Annotated in this window: 17 protein-coding genes and 1 pseudogene; 7 read left to right on the top strand and 11 right to left on the bottom strand. The window is 68.2% G+C overall.

Features of this window, described 5'->3' with window-relative positions:
* Nucleotides 1-304 precede the first annotated feature (304 nt).
* Both C7H84_RS04045 and C7H84_RS36200 read right to left on the bottom strand, forming a co-directional pair.
* Nucleotides 305-553, bottom strand: coding sequence for a hypothetical protein (locus C7H84_RS04045; RefSeq protein ID WP_121857521.1), 249 nt, complete (start codon nt 551-553; stop codon nt 305-307).
* Between the two features lie 146 nt (nt 554-699).
* Nucleotides 700-879 carry a hypothetical protein gene (locus tag C7H84_RS36200; protein WP_162999197.1) on the bottom strand — a complete coding sequence of 60 codons (180 nt, stop codon included), beginning with the start codon at nt 877-879 and terminating at the stop codon, nt 700-702.
* A 192-nt stretch (nt 880-1071) separates the two neighbouring features.
* Between C7H84_RS36200 and C7H84_RS04040 the strand changes: the two genes are divergently transcribed.
* The 4 genes from C7H84_RS04040 to C7H84_RS04025 all read left to right on the top strand — a co-directional run bounded on the left by C7H84_RS04040 (nt 1072) and on the right by C7H84_RS04025 (nt 6548).
* Nucleotides 1072-1383 (top strand): hypothetical protein, encoded by a 312-nt coding sequence (locus C7H84_RS04040; protein WP_006750981.1) that lies wholly within the window; start codon nt 1072-1074, stop codon nt 1381-1383.
* 206 nt (nt 1384-1589) lie between these two features.
* Complete coding sequence (locus C7H84_RS04035; protein ID WP_121857520.1) at nt 1590-2468, top strand: MipA/OmpV family protein; 879 nt, start codon at nt 1590-1592, stop codon at nt 2466-2468.
* Nucleotides 2469-2550: 82 nt separating this feature from the next.
* The gene (locus C7H84_RS04030; RefSeq protein ID WP_121857519.1) at nt 2551-4251 is read left to right on the top strand and encodes a VRR-NUC domain-containing protein; all 1701 of its coding nucleotides are present in this window, start codon (nt 2551-2553) and stop codon (nt 4249-4251) included.
* Entirely contained in the window at nt 4248-6548 is a 2301-nt protein-coding gene (locus C7H84_RS04025; protein ID WP_121857518.1) for an ATP-dependent DNA helicase, read from the top strand. The genes C7H84_RS04030 and C7H84_RS04025 overlap by 4 nt, the downstream gene beginning before the upstream one ends.
* Before the next feature lie 33 nt (nt 6549-6581).
* On the opposite strand, the gene C7H84_RS04020 is transcribed toward C7H84_RS04025, so the two are convergent.
* Nucleotides 6582-7352 carry an IclR family transcriptional regulator C-terminal domain-containing protein gene (locus C7H84_RS04020; protein ID WP_121857517.1) on the bottom strand — a complete coding sequence of 257 codons (771 nt, stop codon included), beginning with the start codon at nt 7350-7352 and terminating at the stop codon, nt 6582-6584.
* Nucleotides 7353-7494: 142 nt separating this feature from the next.
* Between C7H84_RS04020 and C7H84_RS04015 the strand changes: the two genes are divergently transcribed.
* Entirely contained in the window at nt 7495-7728 is a 234-nt protein-coding gene (locus C7H84_RS04015) for an AbrB/MazE/SpoVT family DNA-binding domain-containing protein (protein WP_121857516.1), read from the top strand.
* Between the two features lie 10 nt (nt 7729-7738).
* On the opposite strand, the gene C7H84_RS04010 is transcribed toward C7H84_RS04015, so the two are convergent.
* On the bottom strand, nt 7739-8146 hold the full coding sequence (locus C7H84_RS04010; protein WP_121857515.1) for a DUF4440 domain-containing protein: 408 nt from the start codon (nt 8144-8146) through the stop codon (nt 7739-7741).
* A 357-nt stretch (nt 8147-8503) separates the two neighbouring features.
* Nucleotides 8504-9805 carry a UDP-N-acetylglucosamine 1-carboxyvinyltransferase gene (locus C7H84_RS04005; RefSeq protein ID WP_121857514.1) on the bottom strand — a complete coding sequence of 434 codons (1302 nt, stop codon included), beginning with the start codon at nt 9803-9805 and terminating at the stop codon, nt 8504-8506.
* Nucleotides 9806-10345: 540 nt separating this feature from the next.
* On the opposite strand from C7H84_RS04005, the gene C7H84_RS04000 reads away from it, so the two are divergent.
* Complete coding sequence (locus C7H84_RS04000; protein WP_121857513.1) at nt 10346-11473, top strand: VOC family protein; 1128 nt, start codon at nt 10346-10348, stop codon at nt 11471-11473.
* 72 nt (nt 11474-11545) lie between these two features.
* On the opposite strand, the gene C7H84_RS03995 is transcribed toward C7H84_RS04000, so the two are convergent.
* From C7H84_RS03995 to C7H84_RS03975, 5 genes are all read right to left on the bottom strand, one after another.
* Nucleotides 11546-12781 carry an NADH:flavin oxidoreductase gene (locus C7H84_RS03995; RefSeq protein WP_121857512.1) on the bottom strand — a complete coding sequence of 412 codons (1236 nt, stop codon included), beginning with the start codon at nt 12779-12781 and terminating at the stop codon, nt 11546-11548.
* Between the two features lie 139 nt (nt 12782-12920).
* A complete protein-coding gene (locus tag C7H84_RS03990; RefSeq protein ID WP_121857511.1) occupies nt 12921-14255 on the bottom strand; it encodes a type II toxin-antitoxin system HipA family toxin in 1335 nt (444 codons plus the stop codon).
* 2 nt (nt 14256-14257) lie between these two features.
* A complete protein-coding gene (locus tag C7H84_RS03985; RefSeq protein ID WP_121857510.1) occupies nt 14258-14695 on the bottom strand; it encodes a helix-turn-helix transcriptional regulator in 438 nt (145 codons plus the stop codon).
* A gap of 172 nt (nt 14696-14867) precedes the next feature.
* A complete protein-coding gene (gene ribBA, locus C7H84_RS03980) occupies nt 14868-15992 on the bottom strand; it encodes a bifunctional 3,4-dihydroxy-2-butanone-4-phosphate synthase/GTP cyclohydrolase II (RefSeq protein ID WP_121857509.1) in 1125 nt (374 codons plus the stop codon).
* Complete coding sequence (locus C7H84_RS03975; RefSeq protein ID WP_121857508.1) at nt 15989-16927, bottom strand: alpha/beta hydrolase; 939 nt, start codon at nt 16925-16927, stop codon at nt 15989-15991. Before C7H84_RS03975 ends, ribBA begins: the two co-directional genes overlap by 4 nt.
* Before the next feature lie 281 nt (nt 16928-17208).
* Here C7H84_RS03975 and C7H84_RS03970 point away from each other — a divergent pair, with 281 nt between their 5' ends.
* Complete coding sequence (locus C7H84_RS03970; RefSeq protein ID WP_121857906.1) at nt 17209-18399, top strand: helix-turn-helix transcriptional regulator; 1191 nt, start codon at nt 17209-17211, stop codon at nt 18397-18399.
* 160 nt (nt 18400-18559) lie between these two features.
* On the opposite strand, the pseudogene C7H84_RS03965 reads toward C7H84_RS03970, so the two are convergent.
* Nucleotides 18560-18745: pseudogene (locus C7H84_RS03965) on the bottom strand (hypothetical protein); the annotation flags it as partial.
* Nucleotides 18746-18754 lie beyond the last annotated feature (9 nt).

The raw sequence follows: 18754 nt of genomic DNA, 5'->3' as shown, positions 1-18754 counted from the left end.
AGCAGGACGCGTGCCGCGTTCGAGGGGCACGCGCCGGGCCTGCGCGGCCGGGCCACGGAGAAATTTGCCAGCGGGGTTGTACATCTTCCACGGGGCAGCCGTGGCGAGGCCGCGAATGTCGATCAGTGGCCCACGCCAGTCATCACGACGATGGCAAGCACCACTGCACTCTCGATCGCGGCGAGCGCCGCGACGCCCGCGGCGCCACTCACTTCGTGCCATGCACGTTCCATGCGTTTCATCAGTTCACTCCGGTTGTCCGGCCCGGCGCGATGCTGCCGCGCATCGGGATCGGGTGCCGCCGTCAGCCGTGATCGCGGGGCGGTGGTGGGGCGTCGGGCGCGCGAGGCTTGCGTTCGCCGGACGGCTTCGCGGGGTCGATGCGGGTCGCACCGCCGACGGCGGGCGGATCGCTGGCCGGGAACGTCTCCTCGAGCCCTTCGTCGATGCGCTTTTCCGTCTTGTCGTCGGACGGTTTGCGCGAGGCGCTGAGCCGGAGCAGGGCGGCTGCCGGTGACACGGCGTCGCGGCGGCCGGTGGCGTAAACGGTCATGATCGAACCTCCTTACAGTGACGACAGTCGCAAGCACCGTACCCGTGCGCAATGGCCGGCATGGCACTTGCAGTTATCGAGCCGGCCGGGCGCGCGGACACCTGGGCCGCCCGCCGCCGGCATGGACGAAATGACATCGCGATGAATCAAGCCGCGGAAAGAATATGGTACGACGCGAACCTGTGCGGCGGCGCTTTCGGTGAGGTGCGTACGATGCGTGATCGGCGCGCGGCGAACCCGTAGCAGGCATGCTGCTTGCGTCCGCTGGCCGCGCCAATCGACACGCGCGAGCCGCCGCGCAGGAGTGACATGAACACGCCATCCATGCTGCACCGTCCCGAACCGACTCCCGACGTCGATCCCGACCCGACGCTGCCCGAGCACGACGATCCGTTCGATCCGCCCGTGCCGCTCGGTCCGCCGCACGGCGATCCGCCGTCTCAGCCGTCGCCGATGCGGATGCCGGGCGGGGGCAGCGCACCGCGGCCGGCCGCGCGCTCACTGAAAGGAGGACCATCATGGACATTCACGTGCAATCGCCGGACAAGCGCGCGATCGCCCAAGTGCTGGGCCGCTATTTCGAGTCGCGTTCGCTGCGCTATCACATCGAGGAACTGCCGGGCGGCGTGCTGCACATCGGCTTTCGCGCCAGTGGCCGCCCGGTCGCCGTCACCGTGTCGTTCGACGACTCCGCCTACGACACCTACACGCACTGGGACGCAAGCCAGAAGCAGCTCGCGCTCGGCCGGCTCGCGGACGGCTTCTCGCGGATGATGTCGAAGCGCAGCCCCGCCGCGCTCGCCGGCGACTATCACGTCGAGCGTTTCTGATTCCGCAACCATTCACCGGTACGTGCCGGAAACCGGCAAAGTGCCCGTGCTCAACGGGCGCTTTGCGGCTTCGCCGCGTGTCGCGTAGGATGTTCGTTAATTCAGCGCACGCTACGTTCGGGCTGTCGGCTGCGTGCCGTTGCAGCCGATCAGCGCCATGCGCTTTCCTTCAGGTTCGTTTCGCGCAACCGACGGAGACCATCTTGATGACCGTTGCTCGCCCGTTGCTGTCGCCCGGCACTCGCCGCTTCGTGTCCGGCCTGTCTGCCTTCGCTGCACTGGCGGCCGCCGGTGCCCGCGACGCGTCGGCCCAGACACCTTCGCCGCTCGGCGAATGGCAATACTCGGCCGGTGTCCCGCTGCAGAAACTGTTCGATCCGACGGTGCCGACGTGGCAGGTCAGCGTGGGCGCGGCGATGACGCTGCAGCCGCGCTACGCGGGTTCCGACCGCTATCGCGTGATGGGCGGCCCGAATTTCGACGTGCGCTACCGCGACCTGTTCTTCCTGTCGACGGGCGAAGGCCTTGGCGCAAACGTGCTGCGCGGGCCGAACTGGCGCGTGAGCATGTCGGTCGGCTATGACCTCGGACGCCGCTCGGCCGACGATCTCGGCCACCTCAACGGGCTCGACAACATCAACGCGGCGCCCGTGATGAAGCTCGCGGCCGATTACGTGATCTCGAAAGACTTCCCGCTCGTGCTGCGCGCGGACGTGCGGCGCAGCATCGGCGGCTCGAACGGCTGGGTCGGCGATTTCTCCGCGTACATGCCGCTGCCGGGCAGCAACGAACACTTCTTCTGGTTCGCCGGGCCGACCGTGTCGTTCGCCGATTCGCGCTACATGAACAGCTGGTTCGGCGTGAATTCGGGCGCGTCCGCACGCTCCGGGCTGCCGACCTATTCGGCGAGTGCCGGGATGAAGTCGTACGGCGCTGGCGTGACGATGGTCTGGTTCGTCAACAAGCACTGGTTCGTGACGATGGACGGCGCGATCGAGCAACTCGTCGGCCGCGCGCGGCGCAGCCCGATCACGCAGCAGTCGACGAACGGCGTGTTCGACATGTCGGTGAACTACCAGTTCTGACCGGATCGTGGCCGGCGGGGCTGCATGTTTCGTCACATTTGATATGATTCGAACCTGTACAAACGTACAGTGATCGATCCCCGTGACGCCTGCATCGCCGACGCCCCCGGCGTTTTACTACCTGACCAACTTCGAACGCGCGCTGGCCTGGCTCGGCGAGCGTTACGACGACCTGCTCGACGCGCACGAACACGCGTTTCTCGGTCATTTCGCGCAACTGCCGAAAGCGTCGCGCGCGTTGCTCGTGCGGATGCTGATGCGCAGCGGCACCGATTTCCGCGCGAGCAAGCTCGTGTACGACGAAATCGGCAGCACGCTCGATGCGGCCGCGCCGCTCGTCGCGCTCGGCTGGGTCGATCCGGCGCCGGCACTCACGCTCGACGAGCTGTTCGCGTTGTCGACCAAGGCCGAGCTGCTGACGGTGTTTCCGGCGCTCGCCGCGCATGCGGGCGAGCGCAAGCCCGACTGGCTCGAACGGCTGCGGCCCGCGCACGACGCGGCGCAACCGTTCGACGCATGGTGCGCAGAGGCCGACGATCGCGTATTGCGCGTGATGGTCGGCGCGCTGTGCGACCGGCTGCGGCTGATGTTCTTCGGCAATCTGCATCAGGACTGGAGCGAATTCGTGCTCGCCGATCTCGGCGTGTTCCAGTACGAAAGCGTGCCGTTCGCGCCGTCGTCGCGCGCGTTCCAGCAGCGCGACGACGTCGATGCGTATCTCGCGCTGCAGACCTGCCGCGAAGCACTCGACGCATGGCCCGACGATCTGCCGTTCGACGAGCTGCTCTCGGCGATCGACGCGGTTGGCTGCGCGCAGCCGTGGCTCGCGACGCGCCGCGCCAAGCTGCTGTTCGCGCTCGGGCAGACCTGCGAGCGCCGCGCCGACTGGGCCGCCGCGCTCGACGCGTATGCGCGCAGCGCGTGGCCGGGCAGCCGCCATCGGCGCATTCGCGTGCTCGAGCGCTGCGGACGCGACGAAGATGCGCTCGCACTGGCGCTCGACGCGCGCGGCGGCTTCGAAAGCGACGAGGAGCGCCAGCGCGTCGAGCGGATGCTGCCGCGCCTGCAGCGCCGGCTCGGGCAGCGGGTCGAACGTGCGGCCGCAGCGCCTGGCGCGCCGCGCGAAACGCTCGTGCTCGCGCGCCCTGAAGCATTCGTCAGCGTCGAATTCGCGGTGCGCGACCATCTTGCGCAACCCGGCGCGCCGGTGCATTACGTCGAGAACACGCTGATCAATTCGCTGTTCGGGCTGTTGTGCTGGGAGCCCGTGTTCGCGGCCGTGCCCGGCGCGTTCTTTCACCCGTTCCAGCGCGGCCCGGCCGACCTCCATGCACCCGATTTCGCGTTGCGCCGCACCGATGCATTCGCCGCCTGCTTCGCGCAGCTCGACTCCGGCGCATACCGCGACACGATACGCCGGCACTACGCGACGAAGACGGGGCTGCAATCGCCGTTCGTGTTCTGGGGCGTGCTGACCGACGAACTGCTCGACGAGGCGCTGGCCTGCCTGCCGCCCGAACACCTGCGGCTGTGGTTCACGCGCCTGCTCGCGGATATCCGCGGCAATCGGTCGGGGTTGCCCGATCTCGTCCGGTTCTGGCCCGCCGAGCGACGCTACGAGCTGATCGAGGTGAAGGGCCCCGGCGACCGGCTGCAGGACAACCAGACGCGCTGGCTCGCGTACTGTGTCGCGCACGGCTTGCCGGTGCGCGTCGTCGATGTCGAATGGACGGGCGCGCTCGCCGCCGTCGAGCAGGCCGAAGCGGCGGGGCTGTCCGCATGAGCTATGTCGTCGCGGTGCGGGCGATGTGCGAGTTCACCGCGCGACGCGGCGATCTCGACCTGCGCTTCACGCCCGCACCGACCGCGCTCGAAGGCATCGCCGGCCACGGCGCCGTCACGTCGAAGCGCGGCGCGCGCTATGAAACCGAGATCGCGCTGACCGGCACGTGGGGCGCGCTGACCGTGCGCGGGCGCGCCGACGGCTACGATCCGGTCGCGAACCGTCTCGAGGAAATCAAGACCTATCGCGGCAATCTCGACGCGATGCCGGCCAATCACCGCGCGCTGCACTGGGCGCAGGCGAAAGTCTATGCGCACCTGATGTGCGACGCGCGCGACCTCAAGGAAATCGACGTCGCGCTCGTGTATTTCGACATCGTGTCCGAGCGCGAGACCGTGCTGACGGAAACGCTCGATGCGGGCACGCTCGCGGCGTTCTTCGCCGAGCAGTGCGCATGCTTCGTCGGCTGGGCCGAGCGCGAGACCGCCCATCGCGCGGATCGCGATGCGGCGCTGCGTGCGCTGACGTTTCCGCACGGGCAGTTCCGCAGCGGTCAGCGCGAGCTCGCGGTATCCGTCTATCGGGCGGCGCGCGACGAGCGCTGCCTGATGGCCCAGGCGCCGACCGGTATCGGCAAGACGCTCGGCACGGTATTCCCGCTGCTGAAGGCGTGCGGCGAAGGCGAACTCGATCACGTGTTCTTCCTGACGGCAAAGACGCCCGGCCGTGCGCTCGCGCTCGAAGCGGCCACCACGCTCGGTGCCGGCACGCCGGCGCTGCCGCTGCGCGTGCTCGAACTCGTCGCGCGCGACAAGGCGTGCGAGCATCCGGACAATGCGTGCCACGGCGAATCGTGCCCGCTCGCGAAGGGCTTCTACGACCGGCTGCCGGCCGCGCGCGATGCGGCGATCGGCGCCGGCCTGCTCGACCGCAACACCGTGCGTGCGGCTGCGCTCGCGCACGACGTGTGTCCGTACTACCTGTCGCAAGAGCTCGCGCGCTGGTCGGACATGGTGATCGGCGACTACAACTACTACTACGACGGCAGCGCGATGCTGCATACGCTCGCACAGCAGAACCAGTGGCGCGTCGGCGTGCTCGTCGACGAGGCGCACAATCTGCTCGATCGCGCACGCAAGATGTACAGCGCATCGCTCGACCCGTTCGCGTTCGCGGCCGCGCGCGAAGCGGCGCCCGCGGCGCTGCGCAAGGCGTTCGACCGGCTCGCGCGCGCGTGGGGCACCGTCAATCGCGCCCAGGCCGAGCGCTATGCGGCGTACCCGGAGATTCCGGGCCCGATCGTATCGGCGGTGCAGAACCTCGTCGCCGCGATCGGCGAACACCTGACCGATGCCCCGCGGGCAAACGGCGATGCGCTGCTGCGCTTTCATTTCGAGGCGATCCAGTTCGGCGTGCTCGCCGATGCATTCGACAGCGCATCGATCTTCGACGCGACGCTGCACGGCGAGCCGCTGCCGCGCGAGTCGGGGCTCGACGGTGTCGCGCCGGCCAGGCGCCGGTGCCGCATCCAGTCGACGCTGTGCGTGCGCAACGTGATTCCGGCCGGCTTTCTCGCGCCGCGCTACGAAGCCGCGCGCGCGACCGTGCTGTTTTCCGGCACGCTGAGCCCGTTTCATTTCTATCGGGACACGCTCGGGCTGCCGGCCGACACCGGCTGGCTCGACGTCGACGGGCCGTTTCGCGCCGAGCAGCTGACCGTGCGCGTCGCGAGCCACGTGTCGACGCGCTGGCGCGACCGCGATCGTTCGCTCGAACCGATCGCGGACCTGATCGCCGCGCAATATGCGACGCGGCCCGGCAACTACCTCGGTTTTCTCAGCAGCTTCGACTATCTCGGGCGCGTCGTCGCGCTGATGCAGACCCGTCATCCGGACGTGCCCGTGTGGGCCCAGGCGCCCGGCATGGCCGAAAGCGAGCGCGACGCGTTTCTCGCGCGCTTCGATGCGGGCGGCCGCGGCGTCGGCTTCGCGGTGCTGGGCGGCGCGTTTTCGGAAGGCGTGGATCTGGTCGGCGAGCGGCTGATCGGCGCGTTCATCGCGACGCTGGGGCTGCCGCAGGTCAACGACGTCAACGAGCAGATGCGGCGCGCGATGGATGCGCGCTTCGGCAACGGATACGACTACATGTATCTGTATCCGGGCTTGCAGAAGGTCGTGCAGGCGGCCGGGCGCGTGATCCGCACCGAGGATGACGAAGGCGTCGTGCATCTGATCGACGATCGTTATCGGCGGCGGGAGGTGCGCGATCTTTTGCCACGGTGGTGGCGGATCGGATGACGGTGGCGTGGCGCCCGCGCGGCGTGCCTGCGGCTACAGCACGTTGAGCATCGCGAGCGCGGCTTCCTGCAGATGCGGCAGCACGCGCCGCAGGGCCGCGTCCGTCGTTTCCGCGCCGATCGGCATGTTCGTGCTCAACGCGGCGACGACTTCGCCGTGGCGATTCTTCAGCGGCACTGCGACGCCGCGCACGCCGACCTGCAATTGCTGCTCGATCACGGCGAAACCCGCTTCCCGTGCGTGGTCGACTTGTTCGAGCAGGCGTGCCTTGTTGATGATCGTGTGCGGCGTGAACGGCGCGAGTTCGGTGTCATCGAGCCATTTGCGGACGGCCTCGCGATCCGGATGATGCGCAAGCAGCACGACGCCCGGCGACGTCAGCGGGGCCGGCACGCGCGCGCCCAGCACGAAGCCGGTCGTCATCACGCGCGACACGCCGTTGCGGGCAATGAACACCAGGTCCCAGCCGTCGAGCACGCTCACGTACGCGGATTCGTTCAGCGACGCGCTCAGTTGCTGCAGATACGGCTGGACCGTGCGCGGCAGGCGCGCGGAATCGAAGTACGACCAGCCGACCCGCAATACGCGCGGCGTGAGGCCGTACAGCTTGCCGTCGGTATAGACGTAGCCGAGCGACTCCAGCGTCAGCAGATAGCGCCGCGCGGCCGTGCGCGTGAGACCGGTGCGGGCGGCGGCTTGGGTGGGCGTCATCCGCGCGTGCTGGCTGTCGAACGCTTCGAGGATCATCAGGCCTTTTTCGAGGCCGGCAATCCAGTCGCGTCGGTCGAGTTCGGGCTTTTTCATCGTCGGGGTGGGCGGTGTTCGATCGGGAGTGGGCGATTATCGCGCGAGTTGTGGGGGTAAGGGGAGAGATCCCGTGCTCTGCCATCCTTGCCGGTTGGGTCACGCAGATTTAGAGTCGGCGACGTCGATTCAAGGAGGTCGTATGCAGGTTGTAAAGTGGGGGAGTAGCCTGGCCGTACGCCTTCCGGCCGGTCTGGTCGACGAACTGGGGCTGCGTGAAGGCGACGAAGTCGAAATCGTCGTTCACCGTGCCGACGCTTTGGCCGGGGGGCGCGACGCGAGCCCGGAAGCGCTTCTGCTGCCGTTGAGGCGTTTCAGAGGCAAGCTGCCGGGCGATTTCAGGTTCAGTCGGAACGACGCGAACGAGCCGGATTGAGTCGGCCCAGTCAATCGCTGAAGCGCAGCAGTGGCGCGGTCCAGCTTACCCTGTGTTCATGGCAGAGCGCGGCAATACGCCATCGCGCGTCGATCACGCACCACTGCTCGATGAAATCGAACCGGGAATCGATTGCCTGGTTGATCAAGACCGACCCAATGCCCGTTATCGTCGCCCATTGCCCGCGCGTGACAATCTGCACGGTTTCGTCCCGGTATGACACGTTGAATCTGTCCGACGCGCGCTCGGCCGCTACGACGCGCATTCGCGCAAGAAATTGCGCCTTCGTGCGAATGCGAGCTTCGTGCTGGACAAAGAAGTGCGGGCTTGCGACGAAATCGAGTTGTTCGACGTCTGCGTGACGATACGCATCGATCCAGACGTCGCGCATCTGCGCCAGGGTGAAGCGGGGTTCCATAGGCGGTGCATGTTCCTGCTGGAGCGCGGGTGCGCGTTTTTTGGGCGGTATCCGCCGGTCAGGAAAGCAGCCTATGGCCGGGCTCACGTTTCGGCAATTGGACTGGTCAGAATCTGGCTTTTCCGCGAGCGGAGAAGCCGTCGGGCCACGCGACGAGATGTTTCGACGACGCATCATCGGGCTGGCGTTGACTGCGGGGAGGAGGAATGAAGCAGCACGCGGTGTGCTGATGTGAGCAGTTGGCAGCCGATGGCCGAACGCTGCTCGCGGCCGCGCATCGAAGCGGCCAACACGGCATAAAAAGCGAAGGGGCCGGATGCGGCGGCGACCGCTACGCGCGCCGCATCCGTATGAACCTTATTCGCTGCTGGTCCACTCGACGTTCGCACCGACCGAACGCAGGTTTTCGACGAAATGCGGGTGCGCGCGGCGGATCGGCAGCGCATTCATGATTTCCGAGCGGCCTTCGATGCTCGCGGCCACCATCAGCAGCGCGATCGCGACGCGAATGATGTACGGGCTCTCGACGCGAGCCGGCGTCAGCTGCAGCCCGCCGAACGTGATCAACCGGTGCGGATCCGACAACAGCACGTGCGCGCCGAACTTCGACAGTTCGCCGGACCAGCCGAGCGCACCGTCGTACACCTTGTTCCAGAACATCGCGCTGCCTTCCGCGCGCACGCCGAGCGCGATGAAGATCGGCAGCAGGTCGACCGGCAGGTACGGCCACGGCGCGGCTTCGACCTTGGTCAGGATGTTCTGCGTGAACGGCCGGCGCACGCGCAGCGGGCCGTCGCGTTCCGCGCGGGACCAGCCGTCGCGATGCGTGACGTTCACGCCGAACTTCGCGAACGTGCGGTCGATCAGCGGGAAATGCTCCGGCGACGAGTTGCGCACCGTGATGTCGCCGCCCGTGATCGCGCCGAGCGCGAGGAATGTCGCGATTTCGTGAAAATCCTCGGCGAAACGGAATTCGCCGCCGCCGAGCTTGCCGCCGCCCGTCACGCACAGGCGCGACGTGCCGATGCCCTCGATCGCGACGCCGATCATCGCGAGGAACTGGCAGAACTCCTGCACGTGCGGCTCGGACGCCGCGTTCATCAGCGTCGACGTGCCGCTCGCCGCGGTGGCGCACAGCGCGAAGTTCTCGGTGGTCGTGACCGATGCGTAGTCGAGCCAGTGGTCGTTCGCCGTCAGCGGGCCGTCGGCCCGCACGATCAGCGAATCGGGCGTGCGCTCGATGTGGGCGCCGAAGCGCTCGAACACCTCGACGTGCGGATCGATTTCGCGCACGCCGAGCGTGCAGCCCTTCACGTCGTTCTCGAGACGCGCGACGCCGAAGCGCGCGAGCAGCGGCGGAATCAGCATGATCGACGAGCGCATCGCCTCGGGCAGGCGATGAACGGCCGGGTCGAACGTCGTGTTGCGGTGGTGGAGATCGAGAATGCCCGTCGTGAAGTCGACCGACACGTCGCTGCCGAGGGTGCGGAAGATGTCGAGGATCTTGCGCACGTCGGTGATGTCCGGCACGCCGACGAGGCGCAGCGGCTGCGCGGTCAACAGGGTGGCGCACAGGATCGGCAGGACGGCGTTCTTGTTCGCGGACGGCTTGATGTCCCCGCGCAGCGGAGTGCCGCCGTGGACGATGAGATTCGACATGATATGGGGCGTATTCGGTGACTGACGTAGGCCCATATGATGCCATTGGTCGGCGGCCGGCGTGGAATGTTCAGAGGGGAAAAGGGGCTTCTGCGCGCGGGATTGACCGTGTTTGACGTTGGACGACCGGGGCCCGGATCTACACGATTCCTGTCGCGAGCACGAGCCCGACGCCGTAGCCGATCCGCACGCCGCGGGCACGGCGCATCGTGGAATCGTGGCGGCGCCGCGTCCGATGGTGTATTGAAGTCGGAAGGTGAACGGAGAATAGGGTGGGCGCTCCGCCGCGGCAATTATCCGATCGGCCAAAGTGCGCGATTATCGTTCTATTGTGTGCGATCATCGAACGCTTTCGGGCTTTGCACCCATCGCGCTGCCAATATCCCGTTCGGCCAGGGTGTGCCGCCGTGAACGATCTGGTTAAAATCGGGACCATCAAAACCTCGCCCGAACCGGGCGGCTGTCTGGCCACACGATCGGCCGGGCGTGCCGCACGCGCCGGGCGTCATCCCCATCGACCACATGCCCCCGGAGACTGCAATGCCCGGCAATTCCCACACCCTGTCCAGCGATACGCCGCCCGTTGCCGATCCGGCCGCCAATCCGCTCGGGATGGCCGGACTTGAATTCGTCGAGTTCGCGGCGCCGGTGCCGGACGCGCTCGCGCAACGCTTCGAGCAGCTCGGGTTCAAGGCGATTGCGCGCCATGTCAGCAAGAACGTCACGCTGTACCGGCAAGGGCAGATGCAGTTCCTGATCAACGCCGAGCCCGATTCGTTCGCGGCGCGCTACGCGGAGGAATACGGGATGGGCGTGTGCGCGATCGGGTTGCGCGTGGCCAGCGCGCGGCGCGCGTTCGAGCGCGCGATCGAACTCGGCGCGTGGGCGTTCGAGGGCGAGCGGATCGGCGTCGGCGAGCTGAAGATTCCCGCGATCCAGGGCATCGGCGATTCGCACCTCTATTTCATCGATCGGTGGCGCGGCCGGGACGGCCAGCGCGGCGGCGTCGGCGACATCTCGATCTTCGACATCGATTTCCGGCCGATCGACATCGCGACCGCGCATACCGATCTCGACTGCGTGGGCACGGGCCTGCAGCAGGTCGACCACTTCACGCAGACGGTCGGCGCGGGGCGCATGCGCGAGTGGCTCGACTTCTACCACGACCTGCTGCACTTCCGCGAGATCCATGAAATCGACGCGCACTGGCATGTGTCGGAAGAATCGCGCGTGATGGTGTCGCCGTGCGGCGCAGTGCGGATTCCGGTCTACGAGGAAGGCACGCGGCGCACCGAGCTGATGCACGCGTATCTGCCGGACCATCCGGGCGAAGGCGTCCAGCACGTCGCGCTGTCGACTGACGACATCCTCGCGAGCGTTGATGCGCTGCGTGCGAACGGCGTCGAGTTCATCGAGCCGCCGGCGCGCTATTACGATGAAGTCGATGCGCGGCTGCCCGGGCATGGTGTCGATCTCGATGCGCTGCGCCGCCGCTCGGTGCTGGTCGACGGGGAAATCGGCAGCGACGGCGTACCGCGCCTGTTCTTCCAGACCTTCGTCAAGCGCCGGCCCGGTGAAATCTTCTTCGAGATCGTGCAGCGGCAGGGGCACCACGGGTTCGGCGAAGGGAACCTCGCGGCGCTGGCCCGCGCCCGCGACGCGGGCTGAGCAGCGCCCGCAGCAGCCGGGCGCCCGCGGTCGTCACGACCGCCGCCATTGCGGAAGCGGCGCCGCGCTGCGTCACGCGCCCGCAGCCGGCACGCGGTTCGGCGCCGGATCGTTCGGCGCGTTGAGCACGCATGCGGTGCCGCCGGGCGTGTACATCGATACGACGCAGCGGTTGCACGACGTGCAGCCCGACTGCGCGACCCGGCCGTCGCGCAGGCCGTTCACGAAGCCGGGCTCGAACACGAGCGCGCGGGCGAGCGCGACCGCGTCGAAGCCTTCGCGCATCGCCAGCGCGACGTTCTCGCGCGAACGCACGCCGCCGAGATAGGCGAGCGGCATCCGGACGGCCGCGCGCACCTGCTTCGATTGCTCGAGAAAATACATCTCGCGAAACGCGCCCATCTTCGGCTCGGTGAGCTTCTGCAGCGCCATTGCCGCACGCACGATCGCGTTATCGGCGTTCGCGCGCGCATCGCCGGGCAGCGGGCTGCCGAACAGCTGCCACACCGACTCGACGTTCATCCCGCCGCTCAGCACGAGCAGGTGCGCGCCTTCGGCTTCGAGCTGTCGCGCGATCTCGCATGCGTCGTCGGCGGTGCCGCCGCCGCGCACGCCTTCGGTCACGCCGATCTTGCAGACCACGGCGAGATCGCGGCCGACCGCATCCAGCACGCGGCGCAGCACCTCGACAGGGAACGCCGCGCGGCGTGCCGCATCGCCGCCGTACGCATCGCGCCGACGGTTGTACAGCGGCGACAGGAACTGGCTCAGCAGGTAGCCGTGCCCCATGTGGATCTCGACCGCGTCGAAGCCCGCGTCGCGCGCATGCCGGGCGGCCCGTGCGAATTCGTCGGCGATGGCGGTCATCTGCTCGCGCGTCATCGCCTGCTTCAGGAAGCGGCCGCTCATCACGCCCACCTTGTTGAAGCCGCCGGACGCGCTCAACGGTCGTTTCGTCGACAGCGACGGCAGGAACGTGAAGCAGCCGCCGTGCGTGATCTGCGCGGACGCGGCCGCGCCGTGACGATGCACCGCGTCGGTCAGCGGGCGGAATTGCCGGACCGTCCGCGCATCGAGCCGTGCCTGGTCGACGAACGTGCGGCCGTCGTCGCTGATCGCGCAGTATGCGACGGTCGTGAGCGCGGCGCCGCCTTCGGCGATGCGCTCATGAAACCCGACGAGCGCGCGCGACGGCACGCCGTTCGGCGTCATCCCTTCGTTGGTCGCGGACTTGATCAGGCGGTTGCGCAGCGTCAGCGGGCCGATCTGCAGCGGGCTGAACGCGGTATCGAGGGCGGCGGGTTCCATGTCGGGCGGGCGTCGGGGATGGGTACGGCGACCATTGTGCGCAGCCGGGGCTGGCGCGCATCGTCCGCGTGGGTGACCCGCTGCCGGCAAGCGCGGCAGCGCACGCTGCGCCTGGCCGGCCGCACCTGGCCGGTCGCACCTAGCCGGCCGCGCCCAGCTTGCGTGCGTGGCGGCGCATCCCGTCGAAGATCGCGTCGGCCACATCGGCCGGAAAATCGGCTGGAATGCGCGAGGAGACGTCGGCGATCGCCGGTTCGGTGCGTGCAGCCACGTCGGCCATGGCCGCGCGCACGTTCTCTTCGGTCAGCCCGACGCGCGCGCCTTGTGCGATCCAGTGCCGCGGCTGGATGTCGCCGATCACGTAATGGCGGTTCTTTCCGCACACGGCCATCGCGAGCCGCGCGCGCCGCGGCGACAGCTGGTTGCGTCGCGTGCCGATGATCGGATGCGCGGACAGCACGTCGTACAGCGGCGTGCTGCGATACGTATTGCCCGGCAGATGCGCGATGCTGAAGTTCTTCGCATGGCCGTCGATGGCCGCGAGCACCCAGAACACGAGTTGCGTGACGAAGAAGTTGCTGCGGTCCTGCGCGGCATCGGCGGAATTCGCGAGGATGCCCATGATCGTCGCGATGCCCGGGCCGCCGTCGGATTCGTATTTCGCGCCCGACGGCGTGCCGGTCGCCTGGCACATGTCCTCCTGCGGCAGCCGCAGGATCCACGTGCCGTCGCGGGACGGGCGGCGGTCGAAGCGCTCGACGATCAGCGCCTTCTGGTCGTCGAACCGGCCGATGTCGCACGCGGCGACCGGCAGGCCGTACGCGGCGACGATCTTCGAGCACAGCCATTCGTTCTCGACGGACGTGCGCATGTCGGCCTGCATGTTGCCGACGCGCCCGAGCGGCAGCTTGAAGATATGGGTGGTCGGCGTGCTGCCCGACGGCAGCAGCCAGCGGTTGCGGTGGCGCAGCAACGCGGTCTTTTCCTGCGCGCCGGCGATCGACAGGCGCAGCTCGCCATCCGGCTCCGCATGGCCGGGCAGCGGCGCGGCGGTCGCGTGGCGCAGCACGTCGGCCACGGCTGTGTCGTCGAGCGCGGTGCCGTCGATCGCCTGGAGGTCGACCGGCGTCTCGTCGGGCGGCAGCAGTTGCAGCGCGCCGACGCAATCGCGGCCGATCGACGCGAGCAACTCGAACGGCGCGGTCGACCCGAGCCGGTAGCGCTGCGCGATCCGGCGGCGGATCGGCTGGCTGTCCGGCAGCAGGTTGTCGAAATAGTCGGCCACGATCGCGCCCTGATGCGGCTGGTTGCCGGGCGTGAACGGCAACGACAGCGACAGCGGACGCCCCTGCGGATCGTCGATCCATGCCGGCAGATAGACGAGGCGCTCGACGCCGCGCCGGACTTCCCAGTAGCCGACCGCGATGCCGTTCATCCACAGGTCGAGGCGATCGTGGCGTGGGCGGCGGGCCATCGTCACCAGTCCTCCCGCGTGGTGTTCCGCGGCTTGCCGGGTGTCGCCGCGGCAGGCCGCTTGCGCGCGGCGGCGGATTGCGCCTTCGCGGCGGCCGGTGGGCGCACGGGTGTATCGGATGACCCGGACGGACCGGATGACCCGGTCGAGCGTGCGCGTGCAGCGGTCGCCCGCTTCGGCGCGGGTGCGGGCGCGGTGTCGTCCGGCGACGGTGCATCGTTCGGCGTACCGGGCTCCAGCGTCAGGCGAACGCCGAGCACGTTCAGCACCTTGAAGAGCCGCTCGATGCTGACCGCGGACGGATTCGCCTCGAGCTGCGCGTATGACTGCTGTGTCACGCCGAGGCGGGCGGCGAGTTGCGCCTGCGTGAGCCCCGCCGACTTCCGGAAGCCGACGAGGATCGGACGCAACTGGCTCAAGGTCTGGACAGGAAATGCCATGGGCGCTCCGCGAAATGACAGGCGATCGCTTGTAATCGAAAAATACAGTCTATGGTATGTATCGTCAAAATACAAACCCAAGGCTGTATTTAATGAAAACAAACGATAGCCTGTCAAACGGGCGATCTTGAACCGGCACGAGCACGGGTGATGCGCGCCCGTCAGCGCTGCATCACGCCGCGCGCACCGTGCTTGCCGGCGCGGTGCGCGCGCTTTCCGGATCGTCGTCGCCGAGCGGGATGAACGCCATGATTTCCAGGTCGTGGCCCGACAGCGCGGGCAGCCGGAACGGGCTCGACAGCACGTTCAGCCGCCGCACGCCGAGCTCGCGGAGGATTTGCGATCCGATCCCCGTCACGCGGCCGTCGCGGCGCGCGGCGCCGGCCGGCGTTCGCATCGCGTCGCCGCGCATGTCGCAGTCGAGCAGCACCGCGACGCCGCAGCCGGCCGCGTCGATCCGCTGCAGCGCCGCGTGCAGCGGCCACGAATGCGCGGACGGTTCCGCGTCGAGCAGGTCGAGCAGCGAATGGCATTCGTGCACGCGCGTCAGCACGGGCGTCGCGGGATCGGGCTCGCCGCGCACCAGCGCGAGGTGCGGCGCGCCGTGCACGGTGTCGCGATACTCGATCGCGCGGAACCGGCCCCACGGCGTATGCAGCGGCCGTTCGCCGACGCGTTCGACGAGCGATTCGTGCTCTCGGCGGTAGTGGATCAGGTCCGCGATCGTGCCGATCTTCAATCCGTGATGCGCGGCGAAAGTCTTCAGCTCGGGCAGCCGCGCCATCGTGCCGTCGTCGTTCATCACCTCGCAGATGACCGACGCGGGCGTGAGCCCGGCGAGCGCCGCCAGATCGCAGCCGGCCTCCGTGTGCCCCGCGCGCACCAGCACGCCGCCCGGGCGCGCGGCGATCGGAAATACATGGCCGGGCTGCACGAGGTCGTCGGGGCGCGCTCCCGAGCGAACCGCCGCACGGATCGTGTGCGCACGATCGGCCGCCGAAATGCCGGTCGTCACGCCTTCGGCCGCCTCGATGCTGACGGTGAACGCGGTGCCGAACGGCGTGCCGTTCTGATCGGCCATCGGCGGCAGCTTCAGATGTTCGCAGCGCTCGGCGGTGAGTGTCAGGCAGATCAGCCCGCGTCCGAAGCGCGCCATGAAGTTGATTGCTTCGGGCGTCACATGGTCGGCCGCGATCACGAGGTCGCCTTCGTTTTCGCGATCCTCTTCGTCGACGAGCAGGACCATCCGCCCCGCCCGCAGCTCGTCGACGATTTCCGGTGTACTGGCGAGCGTCATTGCGCCTCCGTCGCGTCGAACGCGCGACGCAGCGCGTCGGCGCCGAACGTGAGCACGCGGTCGGCCGCGTCGACCGCGCCGAGCATGCTCGCGAAGCCGTGCAGTTGCCCCGGCCAGCGCACGAGCGATACCGGCGTGCCGGCCTGCGCGAGCCGCAACGCATATGCCTCGGCCTCGTCGCGCAGCGGGTCGAACTCGGCGCTGACGATCGTGGCCGGCGCCGTGCCCGACAGATCGGCCACGGCGAGCGGGCTCGCGAGCGGCGACGCGCGGTCGGCGCCGTCGTCGAAATACTGGCGCTTGAACCAGCGCATCGCGTCCGCCGTCAGGAAATAGCCGTCGCCGAGCGATTCGTACGACGGATGTTCGGTCGCGCAATCGACGACCGGATACAGCAGCAACTGATGCGCGATCGCGATGCCCGAACCGCGCAACTGCAGCGCGGCGACCGCGGCCAGGTTGCCGCCCGCGCTGTCGCCGGCCACGGCGATCGCGCCGGCGCGCGCCCCGAGGTCGCGCGCACTGGCGGCGGCCCAGCGCACGGCATCGCACGCATCCTGTGCGGCCGCCGGGAAGCGCGCTTCGGGCGCGAGCCGGTAATCGACCGACAGCACGAGCGTGCGCGCCCGTCGGGCGAGGCTGCGGCACAGGTTCGCGTGCGAGTCGATCCCGCACGCGACGAAGCCGCCGCCGTGGAAAAACACGGTCAGCGGCAACGGGCCGTCGGCATCGGGCCGATACAGTCGTGCGGACAGATCGCGCGCCGGTGCGGGGATCTGCCAGTCCTCTTCGGCCGCGATCGCGTCGCCCGGCGCGAAGGCGCTGCCTCCGGCGAGGCTCGCGCGGTACGCGGCAATGGTCAGTTGATCGAAATCGATCGCGGGCGCCTGGGCGAGCGCGGCGAGCAGCGCCTGCGCCTGAGGGTCGAGCGGCATTGGAACTCCTGTCTGAATCGGATGCGGTCTGAATCAGGTAAACCCGCGTCGCGGTTTTCCCTGAGCCCGCGCCGGACGCTTGTCGGCACGGCCTGACGGGCATTCCAGCGCAGCAGGCCGGCCGTCACATCATCCGATCGGACGATGGTTCGCGCGCCCGGATGCTCAAAGCTCACCATTCAGTGAATGTCCCGATGACGCCGGAATTAAGACAGGTCTTAATCATGGCGGCGCGGATGAATCGCACCGACAACGTGTTGCATGGAGGATGGAGCGTGCTGATGGAGACGAGATGGGCTCCGCAAGAGAGCCAGTCAACGAGCGAGGAGGCCGACATCGGCGTCGCGGATTTCAGCGAGCTGATGGCGCGCATCTACCAGGGACCGATGGAGACGCCGCCGTGGGCGGGCGCGCTCGAGATGGTTCGCCGGTTGCTGCAGGCCAATTACGTGACGCTGATCCTGCGCGCGGCCGCGAGCGACCGTCGCGCGCCGCTGTCCGTGCATGCGTCGGAGTTCGGGCCGGTCGTGCCGGGTGACGGCGAGGCGTCGTACAACAACTACTACTATTCGCTCGACCCGTTCGTCGGCCTGCCGGCCGATCGCGTGGTGACGGTCGACGACGTGTTCGGCGATACGGGCTGGCTGTCGAGCGAACTTTACAAGCAGTTCCTGAAGCCGCAGGACGTGCGCTACATCCTCGGCGCGGACCTGCGCGCGCCGTCGGGCGTCGAATGCCGGTTCCGCGTGTGCCGCAACCATGCGTCGAAGCAGTTCTCCGCGCGCGACAAGGCGATTTGCGCACTGCTGCTGCCGCACCTGAAGCGCGCGGTCGAGCTGCATTCGCGGCTCGATACGGCCGAGGTCGAGCGGTCCATCTACGCGAACGCGATCAACCGGATGCAGATCGGCACGATCACGCTCGACGAGAACGGCACGATCATCGACACGAACAGCGTCGCCGACGAGATCCTGAAGCAGAACAACGGTCTGACGATTGCGCGCGGCACGATCGAGGCGACCGATGCGCAGGAGAACCGCACGCTCAAGCGGCTGATCCGTCATGCGGTGATGGGGCATCACGGCACGGCCGCGGCGATCGTCGAGGCGATGCCGATCACGCGCGGTTTCGACAAGCCGCGCCTCGGGCTGCTGGTGCGCACCGTGCTGCTGTCCGACTGGTCGGAGGACAACAAGCGCCGGCCGGCCGTCACGCTGTTCCTGCGCGATCCCGACCGCAAGCCGCAGGGCGCGCAGGAAATCATCCGCAAGCTGTTCGACCTGACGCCGGCCGAGACGTCGCTCGCGCTGCTGCTGACGAATGGGCTCACGCTCGAGGAAGCCGCCGAAGAATCGGGGATCAGCAAGAACACGGCACGCACGCACCTGCGTGCGATCTTCTCGAAGACGGGCGTGACGCGGCAGGCGACGCTCGTGCGGATCCTGCTCGGGAGCGTGGTGCCGCTCGGTTGATCACAGGCTGCACGTCATACGCTGCCGCATCGATATCGCGCGCATTCGTCTGCCGATACATCGACCGCGGTCAACCGGTGTACGGCAATACGATCGCAGCGTCATGCGGTACAAGAGGCGCGTGTGGAGCGCGCCTCTCGCGTTTCATGTGCGACCGACTGGCTTTGGCGCGGCACTGCTGCACGAGCGCGCCGACGAGCAGCGCGGCCATCAACGCGTCGGTAACCGGCACGCCGAGGCCGGCGCGCACGGCCAGATAGTCGGCGCCGGTCTCGCCGACGGTCGTCGACAGGATCTTGATGATCCAGAAAACGGCGGTGACGGCGGCACCTTGCTCAGCGCGGATGCGTAGATC

It is taken from the genome of Burkholderia sp. Nafp2/4-1b, assembly GCF_003635165.1.
GTDB lineage: Bacteria > Pseudomonadota > Gammaproteobacteria > Burkholderiales > Burkholderiaceae > Burkholderia.
This window is presented reverse-complemented; position numbering and strand designations above follow the sequence as displayed.